Genomic DNA, 16591 nt, shown 5'->3' on the forward strand with positions numbered 1-16591 from the left:
TCAAGCTGTAAAGCCTTAGAAAAGATCCAGGATGGTAATCTTCTTGTCCCGGAACATGAAGGACTCGCCTTTCGTCTTCCCTACCATGGCCTGGAAAACCGGCGAAGCCGCCGAGATGGCGAAATACTTCTCGCCGTCAATGTTGATCTCCCCCAGGCTCACTGAGATGAAATAATTCTGGGCATCGGTCCGGACAATGGAGCCCAGCGATACGTCTTCGTTCACCTTGCTGCGGACAATCCGCTTCAGGATGCTCAGTTTCCCGATGGCTTCATCCAGCTGTTTGGCAAACATATCGCGCTGGATATGGCAAGCCTCCCGGAAAGATTCAAACTTATCTTCAATTGCCCCCTGGCTTTCATTGGCGCTGGACTGGGCTTCTTCCATGGCCTGCCGGGCGTGGTCCACAAAATCGGTCTGCTGACGCAGGCACTCTTCTAATAACCTATGCTTTATATCTAGGTCAAGGGTAGTTTCAGTAGTCATAGACATAGTGTAATGAGGTTTTATAGTTTGATGATAGACAACCCTTACAACACCCTTCCTCCGGAACGTGATGCCCCTAAAAGACTGTTTTAAGGCTTGTTTTAAGAAAAGCGACGCAAAACACAAATGGAGAAGTTCAATAGAACTCGCAAAGCTTTAAACTGATAAACCGAAGTTTTGTTGGGAAAAAACAATTAAAAAAGAAGAATAGTGGTATTATAGCTTCACTACCCGCTGCAAAATGTACGATTCTCCATACTTCAGCCGCAGAAAATAAGCCCCGGCCCCCAAGTCTGCGAGCGAGAAAGTACGACTGGTAGGCACGAAGGTTCTGATATGGCGCCCCACCATGTCCTGGATGATGATCTGCTCCGGCAGCCCCTCGCCGCCTTTCAGCCGCACCTCCCCTGAGGTGGGATTGGGGTACACCACAACCGGCGCAGACAAAAGCTCCGCGATAAAAGGATCGAATACCACCTCCTTTACCTGCTCCAGGTGCCACTGCGCGGGATCCACCTCCAGGCTCAGCACCTGGCCCGTCACTTTAAACTGGAGGTCCTGGGTGTACTCTTCCTGGTTTATCACCACCACGGTGTCTTTCACCGAGGTACTGATCTTCACTTCCAGTTGGGTTTTGAAAAAAGGAGTTGCCGCGCTGGAGGAAGACTCAATACTTCTCAGAAACACCTGATTTCCTTTTTGGGCCCAGAAAACAGAAAAGATGGGAAAACCCTCGCCGTATATCCACTGGTCAAAGAAGTACTGGAAGGAGCGCCCGCTCACGTGCTCCACCACCTTCTGGAAGTCTCTGGTATTAGCTACTTTATACCTGAATTCTTCCCGGTATGCTTGAAGGGCCTGAAAGAACACCGCATCGTTCTGCAGGGCGTACCGAAGCATGTGCAGTACCATCGCTCCTTTTCTATAAGACAGGGCTGAGCTGAAGATGCGGGGCACCACGGTGCTGTCCTTCACAAACACCGAGCCCTGGGGCTGGATGAGCGCTGACTGAGAAGCCCGGTTGAGCCAGTTCAGTTTCTCGGCGGGCAGAAGATTCTCCAGGGCCAACAACTCGCCGTATGAGGCAAACCCCTCATTCAACCAGATGTGGCTCCAATCTTTGCAGGTGACCTCATCGCCCCACCACTGGTGCGCCAGCTCATGCGCGGTGAGGGTAAACTCAAAGGTAGACTGCGTGGTCATGGTCTGGTGCTCCATTCCGCCGCCAATGGGGGCCATGCTGTGCCCGTACTTCTCCTGTTGGAAAGGATACAAACCGAACTTCTCGGAGAAGAGCTGCAGGAAAGGCCCCGTCCGGTCGATTTCGGATTTAAAGGTAGCCAGCGCCTGCGGGTAGACATAGTTCTGCACCAGCATGGGCTGTGTAGTCCCCGGCAACGGCACCTGAAAAGAATACTCCTGATAGTTGGAGACCGCCACCGAGATGAGGTAATAGGCAATGGGATACTTCGATTTCCACTCGTAGCGGTGCTTCTGGTTGAGCAAGGGCGTAATCCGCTGCAAAAGCCCATTGGACCCCACTTTGTTGCTGACATCGGTGGTAACCCACACGTCCACAGAATCGGCTTTGTCTTCCAGTAGCTGCTTGCATGGAAACCATTCTGATGCCGCAAACGGCTCACTCAGGCTCCAGGTCACCTGTTGCCCCCAGGGCTGAGCCGTGGCCGTATTAAACCCGTTTCCAATGGCCGCCCCGGCCCCGGAAGGCGCTCTGCCAGCATAGAACACCTGCACGCTGAACTTCTCCTGCCGGGCCAGAGCCTTGGGAAGCGCCGCTAGCACCTCACTCCCATTCCGGGTAACTGAACAGGAAGCGCCGTCCAGCAGCACTTCCTGAATGGTAAAATTAGGGTGCAGTTCAAAGGCAAACTCCGTCAGGCTGTTCTGCAAGGAGGAGCCGGCTAGAATGACATTCCCCCGTATGTCAATGGAATTCCGCTCCAGGGCCAGATCCAGTTTATACCAGTGCAAGTCATACTGGCGCATCTTGGACCGATGATCTTCAGAAGTGATGCCGTCGGCCAGCAGCAAAGAGGTGTTATTGATTCTGGTGACCGCACACGGATGATCTTCTTTGGTGGAGACCTGGGCCGAGGCCTGCGCAGAAGTGAAAACCAAGGCCACCCAACACAGGAAAAGCAGGAACGGACGGGTGAAGCAGGCAGGCACCGGGAGGCGTGATTTCATACAAAGGCTATACGGTAAGGCGCGAAAGAACATTTCAGTAGGAACGCAGAAAAGGCCTGAAAAATATCTCAGGCCTATCCACCAAACATACAAACTAAATGCTACTCTACCACTACTTTACCCGCCTGAGCTGATTTTCCTACTTGAACCTGCACCACATACATTCCCTTGCCAAATCTGGCCAGATTATATCTTTTGTACACCTGCCCCTGCACGCTTCCCAGATCCTCTTCCAACACGGTTTTGCCCTGGCTGTCTACTACCCGTACCTGCGCTTTCGTTCTCTTTTTGGAAAAGAAGTTAATATTCACCTCCCCGTTTGTAGGGTTAGGAAAAAGCTGGAGTTCTATAGGAATGGCCTCCGCTTCTTTCTTGCTGTGTGATGTGGCAGCTTTCAGCGCTTCCTTTTTATCAGGTTCCGCAGCATTTTTGGTCTTCTTCAGGACGATGATCTGCTCCGGATTGGGCACTCTCAACTGAATGACCTTGTAGTCTCCGGATTCCAGCACCTCGCCGGAGGCTTTCTCCCGCAACCGGGTAATTTTGATTTCCTCTGCGTTTCCAGCTTTGTCTACCCGGATGGTTTCGTTCAGGTAAAAGGTATCGGGGTTCAATTGCAGGACACTGTCTACCCGGAAGAACCGCACGTTCTGGACCATTGAGTCAACGATGGTCTTACCCAAGGCCGCGTTCCCGGAAATAGTAACGGAGAAAGCGTGTGTTCTTTTTGTTGAATCGCCGGACAGGGTTTGGGCCCTGAGCACCTTTATCGCTTTTATTCGGCCAAAAAGGGAATCCGGCACCGCCGTCCTGAAGACCATGGTTCTGAGGGAATCACTCGCCAGCCCTGTGAACCCCGTTGCCCCGTATGCGGTAGAAAAGCGCGTTTCAGCTATCGCCTTCGCCCCTAGTTCTTTAAAGGAAACAGAATCGGTCTTCAGGTTTTTGACAGCCTCCAGGTAAGACATGCCTTCCGGGATGGTTAGGAGCGTGTCTAACATATAAGCGGTAGCACCTTCCCGCTTGAAGATTTTCACTTTGGCCTGTCGGGTGCCGGGAGTCTTAACATCTTCTTTGACCTGGGCCTGCGCCGGGATGAAAACCGTAGCAGAGAGCAGCAGCAGCGAAACCAGGAATGTAAAGGCGTCTTGTTTCTTTCTCATAAGAATGGTATTTTAGGTGAGGCTATTTCGTTGATCCACACAATATTACCGGGTATCTTCTAAGAAAGAGGTTAAGGCTTGGTTAAAGTCTGTTAAAGAAAAGTTAAAGTGAAGAACCTGCTCAAATAAGCCTTTATCTTTGTTGAGATGAGAAAGAAAACTTTGCTGTTGGTCATTTTACTCATGACGATCTCCCTGATAGGGCTGATCGGGTTCCAGGTGTACTGGATCCATCATGCGGTCCGGATGGAGGAAGAGGTTTTTGACCGGAACGTCAATGATGCGCTGCAACAGGTAGCCCGCCGGCTGGAAACCCAGGAGGCCATCCATTTCCTGAAAGAAGAAGCTCCGCAGATCAGAGCCGCCGCCTTGTCCCCCGAGCCGCCTGCCCTTCCGAAAGCAGAGCCCCCCCGGCCCGCATCGGCCAATAAGAAACGATCAAAAACGCTGACGCTGGCTGCGCCGGCAGTTCTGCCCGCCCCGGCCGCTAAAGCTGTATCTCCTTCGCATCCGCTGCTGGTTTCTCCCCCCCAAATGGCCATTTCTGCAAGCCAGATGACTACCTTTTCTGCTTCTAATGTATTAATAGCCAAAACCAACACCATCGGCTTTGCTTCAGGCAAAGAATCGAAAGCCAACCTCCACCTCAAAGGGGTTCGGGTGGAGGTCCCGGCCGGAAAACCAACGGAATTTTTCGGGAAGGGCTCCACTGACTCTGTCGTCATCTGGAAAATTATTGCCGCCCAGATACCCATGATGGACTCTTTCCATCGAAACAACCCTACAAAATTTCTGTCATCCGATTCTGGCGTGGTTTTCAGAATGAGCCCAGATTCCATTCTGCGGGCCCATCAGCAGGATCTGCTACGCCAGATCAAAACGAAGAACATCAAGGAAGTACGGGTGGTAAAAGGGAAAGGCATTGACATTATTGTAGATACCCTTCCTAATCAAACCTGGCGTAGAGCCATTACGCTGGCCAAAGACTCCATAGGAAACGCGATGGCACTTTTTGGCCAGGCAACCAAAGAAAGGAAGGCAATCGGCAAGGTCTCCTCTACCACTGGCTTCAGTTCTACTTTAACTCCGTCTGTATCGCAGCGAAAGACAAAAGAGAAATCAACGCTTTCTTCCTTGCCCAAAGCAACTCCTGAAAAAGCGCCCCAGAAAAAAGCCGAGGCCAAAGCCCAGCACCTGAACAAAGTGATGCAGCAAATGGCCGTGGAATACGTGCGCAAGGAAAAACCGCTGGCCGAACGGCTGCAGGAACTACAGGTAAATGAGCTGCTCACAGATGAGCTGGCGGCCCGCAACATCACCACCCCATACAAATGCTCCCTGCAAACGGCCGCCAGTACCGGCAACCCCAACATCGTGCTGGCCTCGGCGGGTGGTATACGCCTCCCTTCTACCCTCAAGGAGAATGAATACGCGGTTCGGCTGTTCCCCAACGACGTTATGACCGCTCCCGGCTTTCTGTTGTTGAACTTCCCGGACCGAAACCTCTATGTCTGGCAGAGTTTATTGCTTCCGTCGGCCATCTCGGTGCTGTTCACCCTCATCATCATTCTTACGTTCTCGTTCACGCTGTACACCATTCTGCGGCAGAAGAAGATTTCCGAGATCAAGAATGACTTCATCAACAACATGACTCACGAGTTCAAAACGCCCATCGCCACCATTTCCCTGGCGTTGGACGCGCTGGTGAACCCCAAGGTGCGGAAAGATGAAGCACGGGTTGACTACTACGCCCGCATCATCAAGGACGAGAACAAGGCATGCACCAGCAGGTGGAAAAAGTGTTGCAGACGGCCCAGCTGGAGCGGCGAACGCTTCAACTGGCTTTTGAGGAAGTAGACGTGCACCAACTGATCAGGAAAGCAGCCGAGCCTTTTCAGTTGCACATTGAGCAGCGGCAGGGCATGCTGGACCTGAAACTGGACGCTCCTTCGCCGTACATCTGGGCCGATCCCGGCCACCTGGCCAACATGATTGGCAACCTGCTGGACAACGCGAACAAGTATTCCCCTAACGCCCCTAAAATCGTGATCCAGACGGCCACCATTGCCAAGGGCCTGCACATTTCCGTGGAAGACCAGGGCACCGGCATGTCCAGAGAGGCGCAGAAAAAAGTGTTTGAGAAATTCTACCGGGTGCCCACCGGCAACGTGCACAACGTGAAAGGCTTCGGGTTGGGGCTAAGCTACGTCAAAACCATGGCCGAGGCCCACGCCGGCAGCATCCACCTCCGCAGTGAACTAGGCAAAGGCAGCAAGTTCACGTTGTGGCTTCCTTTCCAGAAACAGGTCAGTTAATCCTCTTGCTAAACTCCAATCTCCCATGAACGCACAACCTGACACCCGCCTTCTTCTGGTGGAAGATGACCCTAACTTTGGGATGGTCCTGAAAGATTACCTGGAACTGCACGACTATGACGTGACGCTCTGCACCGACGGCATGCAAGGGCTGCACATGTTCCAGAAAGAATCGTTTGCGGGCTGCATTCTGGACGTGATGATGCCCCTCAAAGATGGTTTCTCCTTGGCCGCGGACATCAAAAAGGTGAACCCCGACATGCCCGTCATCTTCCTGACTGCCAAAGCCATGAAAGCTGATATGCTGGAAGGCTTCAGGATTGGGGCCGATGACTACATCACCAAACCCTTTGACTCAGAGATTCTGCTCTGCAAGCTGAAGGCGATCCTGCACCGCAAAGCCGCCTCGGCTCACGCCGAGAAATCAACGGCCACCGAGTTTCAGTTGGGAACTTACCACTTCCACTTCAAAACCCGCCTCATCACCCGCGGAAATGAAACCCAGAAACTCTCCCCCAAGGAAGCGGAGTTGCTGCTGCTGTTGTGCCAGTACCTGAACGATGTGCTTCCTCGCGAGGTGGCCCTCAGCAAAATCTGGAAGGACGACAACTATTTCACCGCCCGCAGCATGGATGTGTTCGTGACCAAACTCCGGAAATACCTGAAGGGCGATTCCCGCGTGGAAATCATCAACGTGCACGGAAACGGCTTCCGGTTGGTAGCCCCGATGCATGAGACCCAGGCTCTGGCTCCTTCCTTGTAAAGCTGGCGTCCTTCAGTACTTCATGCAAAAGGGTGTTTTGAGGCTGTTTTTCTAAGAACAGCCTCAAAACACCCTTTTACTTTCTCTATAACTTAACTTAACACCATCTATCATCACTCCATTATGTAGGAGACAGGAGACGCTTTGTAAACATCTGATCAATGGACCTGATAATGGTAGGGGCAATCCCTTGTGGTTGCCCGTTCGGCTCTGACTGAAGTTTAGGTTGTTGGTGAGAACACCAACAACGGCGAAATGAAACGGTGGCAGAAAGGTTTCTCATTTAATCAGAGAGTAGTGATTACGCTTGTGGTTATGGCTTTCTGGAGAACATTCCTTTTCTATGGCGCGGAAGTTACTTCCGTGCCTTGCCAGAACCGTTAGTCACGGAAGTAACTTCCGCGCCATAGTAGCTGCTCAGTTGCCAGGCGTTGGGCTTTTTAAATCGTCCTGCCATCCCCGGTACAATCATTGTACCTCCTTGTAAGGGGAATGATGTGCGTATCCGTTGTTGGTGTTTTCACCGACAACTCTCGTAGTTGCGCAGACTGCAGCACGGGCAACCACAAGGGTTTGCCCCTACAAAAGAGAAAATTCCTATAGATAAAGCGCTATGGGCTTTGGGGCTCTTTTCTGAAAAACTGGCTTAAAACAGATGGAGAGGAAACATTTAGCGGGCTTAGCGGTACAGGAACAGAATATTTTCAGCATCTTCACCGCTGAAAACGTTCCACCGCAACCTCCTTTTACCTTTGGCTTATGAAGCGCATCGCCATCTTCCCCGGTTCTTTTGACCCCTTCACCAACGGACACTATGACGTGGTACAGCGCGGCTGTGAGTTGTTTGACAACATCATCATCGCCATTGGGAACAACAGCAGCAAGAGCCGCTACTTTTCTGTAGAGGAGATGGTGACCATTATTGAAGGGGTGTTTAAGGACAATCCGCAGGTGTGGGTGCAGGCCTACAAAGGCCTCACCGCTGATTTCGCGAAGGAAGTGGGCGCCAAGTTCTTGCTCCGGGGCCTGCGCAACACCACTGATTTTGAGTATGAGAACACCATTGCGCAGGCAAACCGCCACATCAACCCAGACCTGGAGACGGTGTTTTTAATTACCTCTCCTTCGCTGGCGGCCATTAACTCCTCCATCATTAGGGAGATTCACCGCTTTGGAGGCAACGTGCAGGAGTTTATTCCTTTCCACCTTTCTTCATTGCCTTCAAAAAGTCCCGGACCACAAACTGAATAGAGGCATAGGACTCGGGCAGCACCTCCAGCACTTCGTCTGGGGTCATGAAACGTACTTCCTCAATGAATTCTTCTGCCTGTGGTTTCATATAGGTGTCATCCAGGCACTGCATGGTGAACCAGCTGGTCTTCTTCAGGATCTTGTTACCCTTGTAGGCGTAGGAATGCCAGGTGTTGGGGAGTTCACCCGTGATGGCCACTTTGATGTTACATTCCTCTTCCACCTCGCGCAAGGCGCCAAGCCCGGTTTCCTCAGACTTCTTGATCTTGCCTTTGGGAAGGTCCCACATGCCCAGGCGGTAAATCATCAGGATCTTCTCGTCTTTGATCACCATGCCGCCAGCGGCTTTGATGATCTTGAACTGATCTTTGAGGTGGGCAATGAGCTTCTTCTTTTTATCGGTGACCAGGGTAAGAGACTCCAGTTTCTTGAGTTTCTTTACTTCCATGAGCCGCACCAGGCGGTCAATCAAAGCCGAGTCTACGTCACGGATGAGCACATCCCCTACCAGATCTTTGGAGGTAAACTGATCGTCTTTACCGAGCACTAAATCGTATTTGTGCTTAAAGATCTTTTCACTGCTTTTTTTAATAATCAGTGGGATGTCGTTGATAAAGACATTCATGAAGTTGTCGCTTAGGTAAGGCGCGTAAAGAGGTACAAAATAAGAAAGAATTTTCATAGGGCACAAGACGTAGCGGCAAGGAAAAGATTACGACTATTTGTGTAATTTCGCCCATGCCACAGACAGAAACCGCCGCCCAGATTGCGGCTTACCTCCTTGAAACCCAAGCGGTGCGCCTGCGCCCAGAGCAGCCGTTTAAATGGAGTTCCGGCTGGAACTCCCCCATTTACTGCGATAACCGCGTAACGCTCTCTTTTCCGCATATCCGATCTTTCATCAAAAATGCTTTGGCGCAAGCCGTGCAGGCCCAGTTCCCTGGGGTGCAAGCCATTGCCGGCGTAGCCACGGCGGGCATTGCCCAGGGCGCTTTAGTAGCAGATATTCTGAACTTGCCGTATTTATACGTACGTCCTGAGCCAAAGAGCCATGGAATGGGGAATCAAATTGAAGGAAAATTAGAAAAAGACCAGCGCGTGGTGCTCATCGAAGACCTGATCTCCACCGGAGGTTCCTCTTTGAAGGCCGCCAAGGCCGTGCAAGCCGCCGGAGGCGAAGTCATTGGAATGGCCGCCATCTTCACCTACAGTTTCAGCCAAGCCGAGGAGAACTTCTCCGCCGCAGGCATCCCTACCGTTTGCCTCAGCCACTACAACGCCCTGCTGGAAACGGCCGCCGCCCAAGGCTACATCTCCCAAGAAGCCATCACCACCCTGGAGCAATGGCGCCAGCAACCCGAAACCTGGGGAAAATAATGTGCTAATGGGTTAATGTGCTGAGGTGCTAATTAAATTATGCGCAATTAGCTGTTGAATTGATAGGGTACGGCCTAACAGGAATTCCAGTTTTGGGCCTGTTTTCCAAAAACAGGCCCAAAGCAGCGGGAGAAATCTTCAAATCTCCACATCCCCAAATTTACCAATCAAAAAATTAGCACCTCAGCACATTAACCCATTAGCACATTAGATACATGAAAATCGGCTTGCTCTCAGACACCCACAGTTATCTGGATGACCGCATTCTTGAACTTCTGAAAGGGTGTGATGAGATCTGGCACGCGGGGGATTTCGGGACGGCTGAGGTCTCGGAGCGATTGGCGCAGGTGGCTCCCATCCGGGGCGTGTACGGGAACATTGATGCCGCCGATGTACGCGCGCTGCACCCCAAGAACCTTCGGTTTACCTGCGAGGGGCTGGACGTACTCATGACGCACATTGGCGGGTACCCGGGAAAGTACGCCCCCGAAGTGCGGACTCTTATCAAAGAAAATCCTCCTAAGCTGTTCATCTGCGGGCATTCCCACATCCTCAAAGTGATGCAGGACCCCAAACACGGCAACCTCCTGCACCTTAACCCCGGCGCGGCCGGTCGGCACGGCTTTCACCAGATGCGGACCATGATGCGCTTTGAAGTACTGGAGGGCAAAGTGCAGCACCTGCAGGCCATTGAGCTGGGGAAGCGGGCATAAAAAAAGTGTAACCTTATGAGGTTACACTTTCAACTATCGAGTAGTGAGAGTAATCGCGTACAGTTTGCCGAAAGGCAGTAGGCGAACGAAATAACGCAGAATTACTCAGCGGTAGCAACTTCCGCGCTAGCGGCTGGAGCAGAAGTGAAACGAGCTTTCAGCTCTTCAACATCCACGTTCTTGATCACTGGAGTAGACAACAATTGCTTGATAACGCGTTGTTTGTTGTTCTGTCTTGCTTTATTCTTACGGTCTTTTCTTTTTAATCTAGTAACTGCCATCGGTCAATATTTAAAATTGAATCGCAAAAGTAAGTTATTACTTTTACATTCTCAACAGTTCAGCCTAAAAAATCACGTGATTCCTTTGATTGATCTCCGTAGCGATACCGTCACCAAACCTTCTCCGGCCATGTTGGAAGCCATGTTTCAGGCCCAGGTAGGAGATGATGTGTACAGTGAAGACCCCACCGTGAATGAGTTGCAGGCCTACGGGGCCAGTTTGTTTGGGATGGAGGCGGGTCTCTTCTGTCCTTCCGGCACCATGACCAATCAGATTGGCATTAAATTGCATACCCAGCCCCTTTCTGAGGTAATCTGCGACCGCACCAGCCACATCTATTTATATGAGGCCGGCGGCATCGCGTTCAACTCGGCGGCCTCGGTGAAACTGGTGGACGGAGTTCGCGGCAAGATCTCCCCAGAGCAGGTGGCGACCTCCATCAACCCAGACAACGTCCATTACCCGGTGAGCAGCCTGGTGTCGTTGGAAAACACTTGTAATAAAGGCGGCGGTGCTTATTACACGATTTCTGAAATAGCGGCTATTTCTGAGGTGTGCCGCCAGAACAGAATAGCCCTGCACTTAGACGGAGCCCGGGTGTTCAATGCGCTGGTGGCCTCCGGGGACGATGCCCGGGAATACGGCCGCTACTTCAATACCATCTCCGTTTGCCTGTCCAAAGGACTGGGCGCGCCGGTGGGCTCCCTCCTGCTGGGACCTAAACCCCTGATTGAACAAGCCAAGCGCGTGCGCAAGGTGCTGGGCGGCGGATGGCGTCAGGCGGGTTACCTCGCCGCCGCCGGACTTTACGCCCTCCAGAACAACATCCAGCGCCTGCAGGTAGACCATGACCGGGCGAAGCAGTTGGGCAACGTGCTACAGCAAACCTCCTACGTGACCGAAGTAACGCCGGTAGACACCAACATCGTGATCTTCACCCTGGCTCCTGAGGTGAACATGAACGGATATCTGGCTTACCTGGAGGAGAAAGGCATTCTGGCTACTTCCTTCGGGCCGCAGATGATTCGGTTTGTCACCCACCTGGATCTCAAAGAGGAAATGATGGCTACCGTAGAAGATGCGATTACCACTTTCACTTTATAGAGTTTACGCTTTGTTTATTAGTCCATCGTTTAGGGCCTGTTTTGTGAAAACAGGCCCTAAACGATGGACTTTCTTTTAAGAGGCTTTGGATAGTTCCAATAGCGCGTCATTGTGCTTCCGGTTGTGCGAAGCCTTAGTGCCAGCTTCCAAATCCGCGCGCACCGAAGCCAGTCTTAGTTCTGCCATGAAGCAATTCAGAACTAACAATCAGCCAAGAATATCTCTTATTTGATACCAGTTGATCACCTCCAGCTGTTCTACTCATCAAAGCACACAAGAATCATCATGACAAGCAATTATACATTTAATCACAATGCTGCTTTTGTGCTGATTTCTCAAAAATGGCCGTAAAACAACAGGTTCTTTTATTATGAATCGCCACCGATAAGGTAACCTTTCTCCCGCTCCTTCTTAAAGCCTTCTTCAGCAGCTAATCACCTTGTTTCAAGAAATCGAACTGAAAACCTGGGGCGAAGAATGCCGGCATTTACGTTTCTGGTGCCTTTTTCTAAAAGTGCCGCAAAAACAATAGCATGTTTTCTCTATTATTTATTGCTACTTTACTCCGGCAAGTACCTTTCCCGTGAAATTATTGGTTTAAACCGCTTAAACGCATCCGGCACCGGCTTCTAATGTTGTTCCCCTTCCGTTTCAGTCTGTTGAGGTTTGCAGGTGTGTTCCTGCTGCTACTGGCCAGCCTTTGCGGGGAAGGGAAATCCCTGGAAAACCTGACATCGGGCCCGAAAAGGAAACTTCACCTCCCGAACATCGGAGCATCTCTTTCCTCCTTTTCCCTGAGCACCCTGTTTGCCGACAATGATTCGATGTCCTGCGTGATACCGTTCACCCGGGTGGGCAATTTGATTCTGATTCAGGCGCAGGCCGATACCACGCTGGGAAACTTCATTCTGGATACCGGGGCGCAGAGCCTGGTGCTCAACATCACCTATTTCCGGGATTATCCTAAGATGAAGGATTCCAACGCCGAGCGAACCAGCGTAACCGGCTCTTCTCCCGTGGTGGTGCAAACCGTGGTAAAGAAATTTATGCTGGGCACGCTCCCGTACACCCGCCTGAAAGCCGATCTGGTCAATCTGGGACACCTGGAAAACAGCAAAAAGGTGAAAATTCTGGGGCTGCTAGGCATGGAGCTGTTCCGGCAGTGCGAGATGATCATTGATTACGAACGAAGCCTGATTTACCTGCACCGCATTGGCAAGAAAGAGCGCGAGACCTACCGGAACACCCAATTGCAGGACACCTCCGGGTACCACACCATCCCCTTCGACCTGAAAGACAACCGGATCATTCTCCACACCCAGATGGCGGGCAAGAAAATTGACTTCATCATAGACTGCGGGGCCGAAAGCAACATTCTGGACAGCCGCCTGCCCAACAAGATCTTCGAAAACGTAGAGATTACCGGTCGGGTCATGCTCACGGGCACGGGAACGCGTAAAATAGAGGCCCTGCGGGGAGATTTGAAGAACATCCGGTTCGGGAGCCAGGACATCGCCTCGCTGCCCGTGCTCATCACCAGCCTGGAGAATACCTGTTTTTCGTACAACGGCTGCGTGAACGGAGTACTGGGCTTTGACGTCCTTTCAGTGAATAATAACAAAATTGGCTTTAATTTTGTGAAGCGCGAACTGTATACATGGAAATAAACATCGTCTGGTCTTCCTGGCAACGGCTATTCCTGGCCTGCTGGTGCACTGTCATTTTGGTAGTGGCCCTGCAGCTGGCTTGCCATGCCCAGACTCCGGTAAAAAGGTACACCGTGAAAGACGGCAAGATGATGATTGAGCTGAGCAAAAAGATCAGGGCGGCTGAGCTGGACACCTTTCTGGTGCAGTTCAACCTCACCGATGTGGGCTTCAAACAGTTCTTTCAGTCCAATTCTTCTGATTCGCTCCAGCAGCAGGGCTGGCAAATTGACCAAAGCCTAGCCGACAAAGTGGTGTTCAGCAAACCTTTGCAGGTGTTTGAGCACATCAAGAGCCCGGTGGAACGCATTGTGCTCACCGAGAAAGGTAAAGGCGGCACCGTTAACTTCGGGATGATCAACCGGGGCGTGGTCTTCGGCTACAACCGGTTCAGAAACAGAATGGCTTTCCCGGAGCAAGACTCCGTGGTGACCTTTTACCTGCGCAACAACGGGCAGGCCCGCAAGGTGTACCTGGCCGGCACCTTCAACAAATGGGTGCCCGATGCCCTACCCATGGCCAAAACCGATTCTGGCTGGATTGCCCTCGTGCCGCTGCAACCGGGCAAACACTGGTACAAGTTTTTGGTAGACGGCTCCTGGACCACCGACCCCGACAATCTGCTCAAGGAAAACGATGGCCGCGGCAACACCAATTCGGTCTTCTTCAAAACCAACGCCATTTTCCGGCTCAGTGCGTACCAGAACGCCCGGCGGGTGTATTTGGCGGGTTCCTTCAACAACTGGGCAGAGCGCGATCTGGTGATGAACAAAACGGGCAAAGGCTGGGAACTACCCCTCTACCTGGCCGAAGGCACCCACATCTACAAATACATTGTAGACGGCGAATGGCACCACGAGCCGGGCAAAACTGAAACCGTGCCCGATGGCTACCAAGGCCTGAACTCCATGCTACGGATCGGCAAACCCTACCTTTTCAGATTAGAAGGCTACCCAGATGCCAAAGAGGTTTTCCTGGCCGGCAGTTTCAACACCTGGCGCGACTTTGAACTGGTGATGAAGAAAACCCCCACCGGCTGGGAGCTGCCCTACACCATTGGGCCGGGCAATTACGAGTACAAGTTCAAGGTAGACGGACGCTGGGTACTGGACCCCTCCAATCCGGTGAAAGTGGGCAACCGCGACGGAAACGGCAGCTCTTACCTGATTCTGGGCCCCAACCACACGTTCCGGCTGAAGAATCACGCCAAGGCGAAAGACGTGTTTCTGGCCGGCGACTTCAACAACTGGGACCCTAACGCCCTGCGGATGAAACGAGAAGGCAACGACTGGGTCTTCAGCGTTCACCTGCCCGTGGGCAAGAACCGGTACAAATTCTACGTAGACGGCAACTGGATCATTGACCCGGGCAACAAACTCTGGGAGCAGAATGAATACGGCACCGGCAACTCCATCATCTGGGTGGAATAGAACCTCCGCCGGTATCTTGCTGTTTTAGACCTGTTTTCTGGAAAAGAACCTCAAAAGGCAGTTAGCACCCTATTTGACCTCGGTTCACCGGTAAAGGCAAACATTTTCCCGCCTGTTCCAATAATTTAGAGTAACTTTGCAGTCCATAAGACAAACTCAACTTATGGCTTCTGCTAAATACATTTTCGTTACGGGAGGTGTGACTTCTTCACTAGGGAAAGGCATCATCTCCGCTTCTTTGGCTAAACTTCTGCAAGCGAGAGGATTCTCTGTAACCATTCAAAAATTTGACCCTTACATCAACATAGATCCGGGTACGCTTAATCCTTATGAGCACGGCGAGTGCTATGTGACCGAAGATGGCGCCGAGACCGATCTGGACCTGGGCCACTATGAGCGCTTCCTGAACACCGCCACGTCTCAGGCCAATAACGTGACCACCGGCCGTATCTACCACAACGTCATCACCCAGGAACGCCAGGGTGCCTATCTGGGGAAAACCGTGCAGGTTATCCCGCACATCACCGACGAGATCAAACGCCGCATGCTGTCACTGGGCGAAACCGGTGAATTTGACGTCGTGATCACCGAGATTGGCGGTTGCGTGGGCGATATTGAATCTCTGCCGTTCATTGAGGCGGTGCGTCAGCTGCGCTGGGACCTGAACCCCAACGACACCGTGGTGATCCACCTCACGCTGCTCCCCTACCTGAAAGCCGCCGGCGAGCTGAAAACCAAACCTACCCAGCACTCGGTGAAAGCCTTATCTGAGTCTGGGGTGCAGCCCGACATTCTGGTTTGCCGCTCAGAGCACTCCATCCCGGCCGAGATGCGTCGCAAAATCGCCTTATTTTGCAACGTGGCGCCTAACGCGGTAATTGAGTCCTTGGATGCCGAGACCATTTATGACGTGCCGTTGCTCATGAAAAAAGAGAAACTGGACGAGCGCGTGATCAAAAAACTGAAACTCACCAGCCGTCAGGACATCAACCTGGACTCCTGGAAAGAGTTTTTGGGTCGTTTAAAGAACCCTACTGAAGAAGTGACCATTGCGCTGGTGGGCAAGTACGTGGAGTTACCCGATGCTTACAAATCCATCATTGAGTCCTTCATCCACGCGGGTGCAGCCAACGAGTGCAAAGTCCACCTGAAATCCATCCAGTCTGAGTTCATCACCGCCGAGAACGTGCACCTCCACCTGGAAGGCATGAACGGGGTATTGGTGGCACCGGGCTTCGGGGAGCGCGGTTTTGAGGGCAAGCTGGAGGCTATCCGGTACGTGCGCGAAAGCAACATTCCGTTCTTCGGGATCTGTTTGGGCATGCAGTGCGCCGCCGTGGAGTTCGCCCGCAACGTGCTGGGGCTGAAAGACGCCGCTTCCACGGAAATGAACCCCACCACGCCGCACCCGGTTATTGACATGATGGAGGAGCAGAAGAACGTCACCCAGAAGGGAGGCACCATGCGGTTGGGTTCCTACGCCTGCGATCTGAAGAAAGGCTCCAAAGCGTTTCACGCCTACGGCCGGAACCATATCTCTGAGCGTCACCGCCACCGCTATGAATTCAACAACCAGTACCTGAAAGCCTTTGAAGAAGCCGGCATGCTGGCCTCTGGCGTGAACCCAGACACCGGGTTGGTAGAGGTGATTGAATTACAGAATCACCCCTGGTTTGTAGCGGCCCAGTACCACCCAGAGTTGAAGAGCACCGTGTTGGCCCCGCACCCTCTTTTCGTGCGCTTCATCAAGGCCGCTATTTCCCAGTCTAAAAACAAAAACAAATAACCCTTCT

Annotated in this window: 15 protein-coding genes; 10 read left to right on the forward strand and 5 right to left on the reverse strand. The window is 52.2% G+C overall.

Annotation, left to right across the window (positions count from 1 at the left end):
- Window positions 1-15: 15 nt before the first annotated feature.
- From H7U12_RS00065 to H7U12_RS00075, 3 genes are all read right to left on the reverse strand, one after another.
- On the reverse strand, window positions 16-492 hold the full coding sequence (locus H7U12_RS00065) for a hypothetical protein (RefSeq protein WP_241748981.1): 477 nt from the start codon (window positions 490-492) through the stop codon (window positions 16-18).
- Window positions 493-702: 210 nt separating this feature from the next.
- Entirely contained in the window at window positions 703-2694 is a 1992-nt protein-coding gene (locus H7U12_RS00070; RefSeq protein WP_186631074.1) for a M1 family aminopeptidase, read from the reverse strand.
- Between the two features lie 101 nt (window positions 2695-2795).
- Window positions 2796-3857: a T9SS type A sorting domain-containing protein gene (locus H7U12_RS00075; RefSeq protein WP_186631075.1), complete on the reverse strand. Its 1062-nt coding sequence runs from the start codon at window positions 3855-3857 to the stop codon at window positions 2796-2798.
- 147 nt (window positions 3858-4004) lie between these two features.
- On the opposite strand from H7U12_RS00075, the gene H7U12_RS00080 reads away from it, so the two are divergent.
- The 4 genes from H7U12_RS00080 (at window position 4005) to coaD (ending at window position 8186) form a co-directional block, all read left to right on the forward strand.
- On the forward strand, window positions 4005-5714 hold the full coding sequence (locus H7U12_RS00080; RefSeq protein ID WP_186631076.1) for a histidine kinase dimerization/phospho-acceptor domain-containing protein: 1710 nt from the start codon (window positions 4005-4007) through the stop codon (window positions 5712-5714).
- On the forward strand, window positions 5636-6172 hold the full coding sequence (locus H7U12_RS00085; protein ID WP_186631077.1) for a sensor histidine kinase: 537 nt from the start codon (window positions 5636-5638) through the stop codon (window positions 6170-6172). Before H7U12_RS00080 ends, H7U12_RS00085 begins: the two co-directional genes overlap by 79 nt.
- A gap of 25 nt (window positions 6173-6197) precedes the next feature.
- Entirely contained in the window at window positions 6198-6935 is a 738-nt protein-coding gene (locus tag H7U12_RS00090; RefSeq protein WP_186631079.1) for a response regulator transcription factor, read from the forward strand.
- A gap of 759 nt (window positions 6936-7694) precedes the next feature.
- Window positions 7695-8186 carry a pantetheine-phosphate adenylyltransferase gene (gene coaD, locus H7U12_RS00095; protein ID WP_186631081.1) on the forward strand — a complete coding sequence of 164 codons (492 nt, stop codon included), beginning with the start codon at window positions 7695-7697 and terminating at the stop codon, window positions 8184-8186.
- Here the strand turns inward: coaD and H7U12_RS00100 are convergent.
- Complete coding sequence (locus H7U12_RS00100; protein WP_241748984.1) at window positions 8128-8868, reverse strand: NUDIX hydrolase; 741 nt, start codon at window positions 8866-8868, stop codon at window positions 8128-8130. The two genes, coaD and H7U12_RS00100, sit on opposite strands and share 59 nt — an antisense overlap.
- A 56-nt stretch (window positions 8869-8924) precedes the next feature.
- Between H7U12_RS00100 and pyrE the strand changes: the two genes are divergently transcribed.
- Both pyrE and H7U12_RS00110 read left to right on the forward strand, forming a co-directional pair.
- Window positions 8925-9563, forward strand: a complete 639-nt coding sequence (pyrE, locus tag H7U12_RS00105) for an orotate phosphoribosyltransferase (RefSeq protein WP_186631083.1) — start codon at window positions 8925-8927, stop codon at window positions 9561-9563.
- A gap of 215 nt (window positions 9564-9778) precedes the next feature.
- A complete protein-coding gene (locus H7U12_RS00110; protein WP_186631085.1) occupies window positions 9779-10276 on the forward strand; it encodes a metallophosphoesterase family protein in 498 nt (165 codons plus the stop codon).
- A 101-nt stretch (window positions 10277-10377) separates the two neighbouring features.
- Here the strand turns inward: H7U12_RS00110 and H7U12_RS00115 are convergent, their stop codons facing one another.
- Window positions 10378-10557, reverse strand: coding sequence for a hypothetical protein (locus H7U12_RS00115; protein ID WP_123128764.1), 180 nt, complete (start codon window positions 10555-10557; stop codon window positions 10378-10380).
- Window positions 10558-10636: 79 nt separating this feature from the next.
- On the opposite strand from H7U12_RS00115, the gene H7U12_RS00120 reads away from it, so the two are divergent.
- The 4 genes from H7U12_RS00120 to H7U12_RS00135 all read left to right on the forward strand — a co-directional run bounded on the left by H7U12_RS00120 (window position 10637) and on the right by H7U12_RS00135 (window position 16584).
- Window positions 10637-11662: a threonine aldolase family protein gene (locus H7U12_RS00120; RefSeq protein ID WP_186631499.1), complete on the forward strand. Its 1026-nt coding sequence runs from the start codon at window positions 10637-10639 to the stop codon at window positions 11660-11662.
- 632 nt (window positions 11663-12294) lie between these two features.
- Window positions 12295-13329: a pepsin/retropepsin-like aspartic protease family protein gene (locus tag H7U12_RS00125; protein WP_186631087.1), complete on the forward strand. Its 1035-nt coding sequence runs from the start codon at window positions 12295-12297 to the stop codon at window positions 13327-13329.
- The gene (locus H7U12_RS00130) at window positions 13320-14798 is read left to right on the forward strand and encodes a hypothetical protein (protein ID WP_186631089.1); all 1479 of its coding nucleotides are present in this window, start codon (window positions 13320-13322) and stop codon (window positions 14796-14798) included. Before H7U12_RS00125 ends, H7U12_RS00130 begins: the two co-directional genes overlap by 10 nt.
- A 163-nt stretch (window positions 14799-14961) precedes the next feature.
- Window positions 14962-16584 carry a CTP synthase gene (locus tag H7U12_RS00135; protein WP_186631091.1) on the forward strand — a complete coding sequence of 541 codons (1623 nt, stop codon included), beginning with the start codon at window positions 14962-14964 and terminating at the stop codon, window positions 16582-16584.
- The last annotated feature ends 7 nt before the right edge of the window (window positions 16585-16591 follow it).

It is taken from the genome of Rufibacter sediminis, from assembly GCF_014269285.1.
GTDB lineage: Bacteria > Bacteroidota > Bacteroidia > Cytophagales > Hymenobacteraceae > Nibribacter > Nibribacter sediminis.

What these genes read in the sequence shown, in the direction of transcription:
- H7U12_RS00100 (WP_241748984.1), bottom strand. Translation starts at nt 8,868, where the DNA reads ATGAAAATTCTTTCTTATTTTGTACCTCTTTACGCGCCTTACCTAAGC.
- H7U12_RS00130 (WP_186631089.1), top strand. Translation starts at nt 13,320, where the DNA reads ATGGAAATAAACATCGTCTGGTCTTCCTGGCAACGGCTATTCCTGGCC.
- pyrE (WP_186631083.1), top strand. Translation starts at nt 8,925, where the DNA reads ATGCCACAGACAGAAACCGCCGCCCAGATTGCGGCTTACCTCCTTGAA.
- H7U12_RS00135 (WP_186631091.1), top strand. Translation starts at nt 14,962, where the DNA reads ATGGCTTCTGCTAAATACATTTTCGTTACGGGAGGTGTGACTTCTTCA.
- H7U12_RS00110 (WP_186631085.1), top strand. Translation starts at nt 9,779, where the DNA reads ATGAAAATCGGCTTGCTCTCAGACACCCACAGTTATCTGGATGACCGC.
- H7U12_RS00125 (WP_186631087.1), top strand. Translation starts at nt 12,295, where the DNA reads ATGTTGTTCCCCTTCCGTTTCAGTCTGTTGAGGTTTGCAGGTGTGTTC.
- H7U12_RS00080 (WP_186631076.1), top strand. Translation starts at nt 4,005, where the DNA reads ATGAGAAAGAAAACTTTGCTGTTGGTCATTTTACTCATGACGATCTCC.
- H7U12_RS00075 (WP_186631075.1), bottom strand. Translation starts at nt 3,857, where the DNA reads ATGAGAAAGAAACAAGACGCCTTTACATTCCTGGTTTCGCTGCTGCTG.
- H7U12_RS00065 (WP_241748981.1), bottom strand. Translation starts at nt 492, where the DNA reads ATGTCTATGACTACTGAAACTACCCTTGACCTAGATATAAAGCATAGG.
- H7U12_RS00115 (WP_123128764.1), bottom strand. Translation starts at nt 10,557, where the DNA reads ATGGCAGTTACTAGATTAAAAAGAAAAGACCGTAAGAATAAAGCAAGA.
- H7U12_RS00090 (WP_186631079.1), top strand. Translation starts at nt 6,198, where the DNA reads ATGAACGCACAACCTGACACCCGCCTTCTTCTGGTGGAAGATGACCCT.
- coaD (WP_186631081.1), top strand. Translation starts at nt 7,695, where the DNA reads ATGAAGCGCATCGCCATCTTCCCCGGTTCTTTTGACCCCTTCACCAAC.
- H7U12_RS00070 (WP_186631074.1), bottom strand. Translation starts at nt 2,694, where the DNA reads ATGAAATCACGCCTCCCGGTGCCTGCCTGCTTCACCCGTCCGTTCCTG.
- H7U12_RS00085 (WP_186631077.1), top strand. Translation starts at nt 5,636, where the DNA reads ATGCACCAGCAGGTGGAAAAAGTGTTGCAGACGGCCCAGCTGGAGCGG.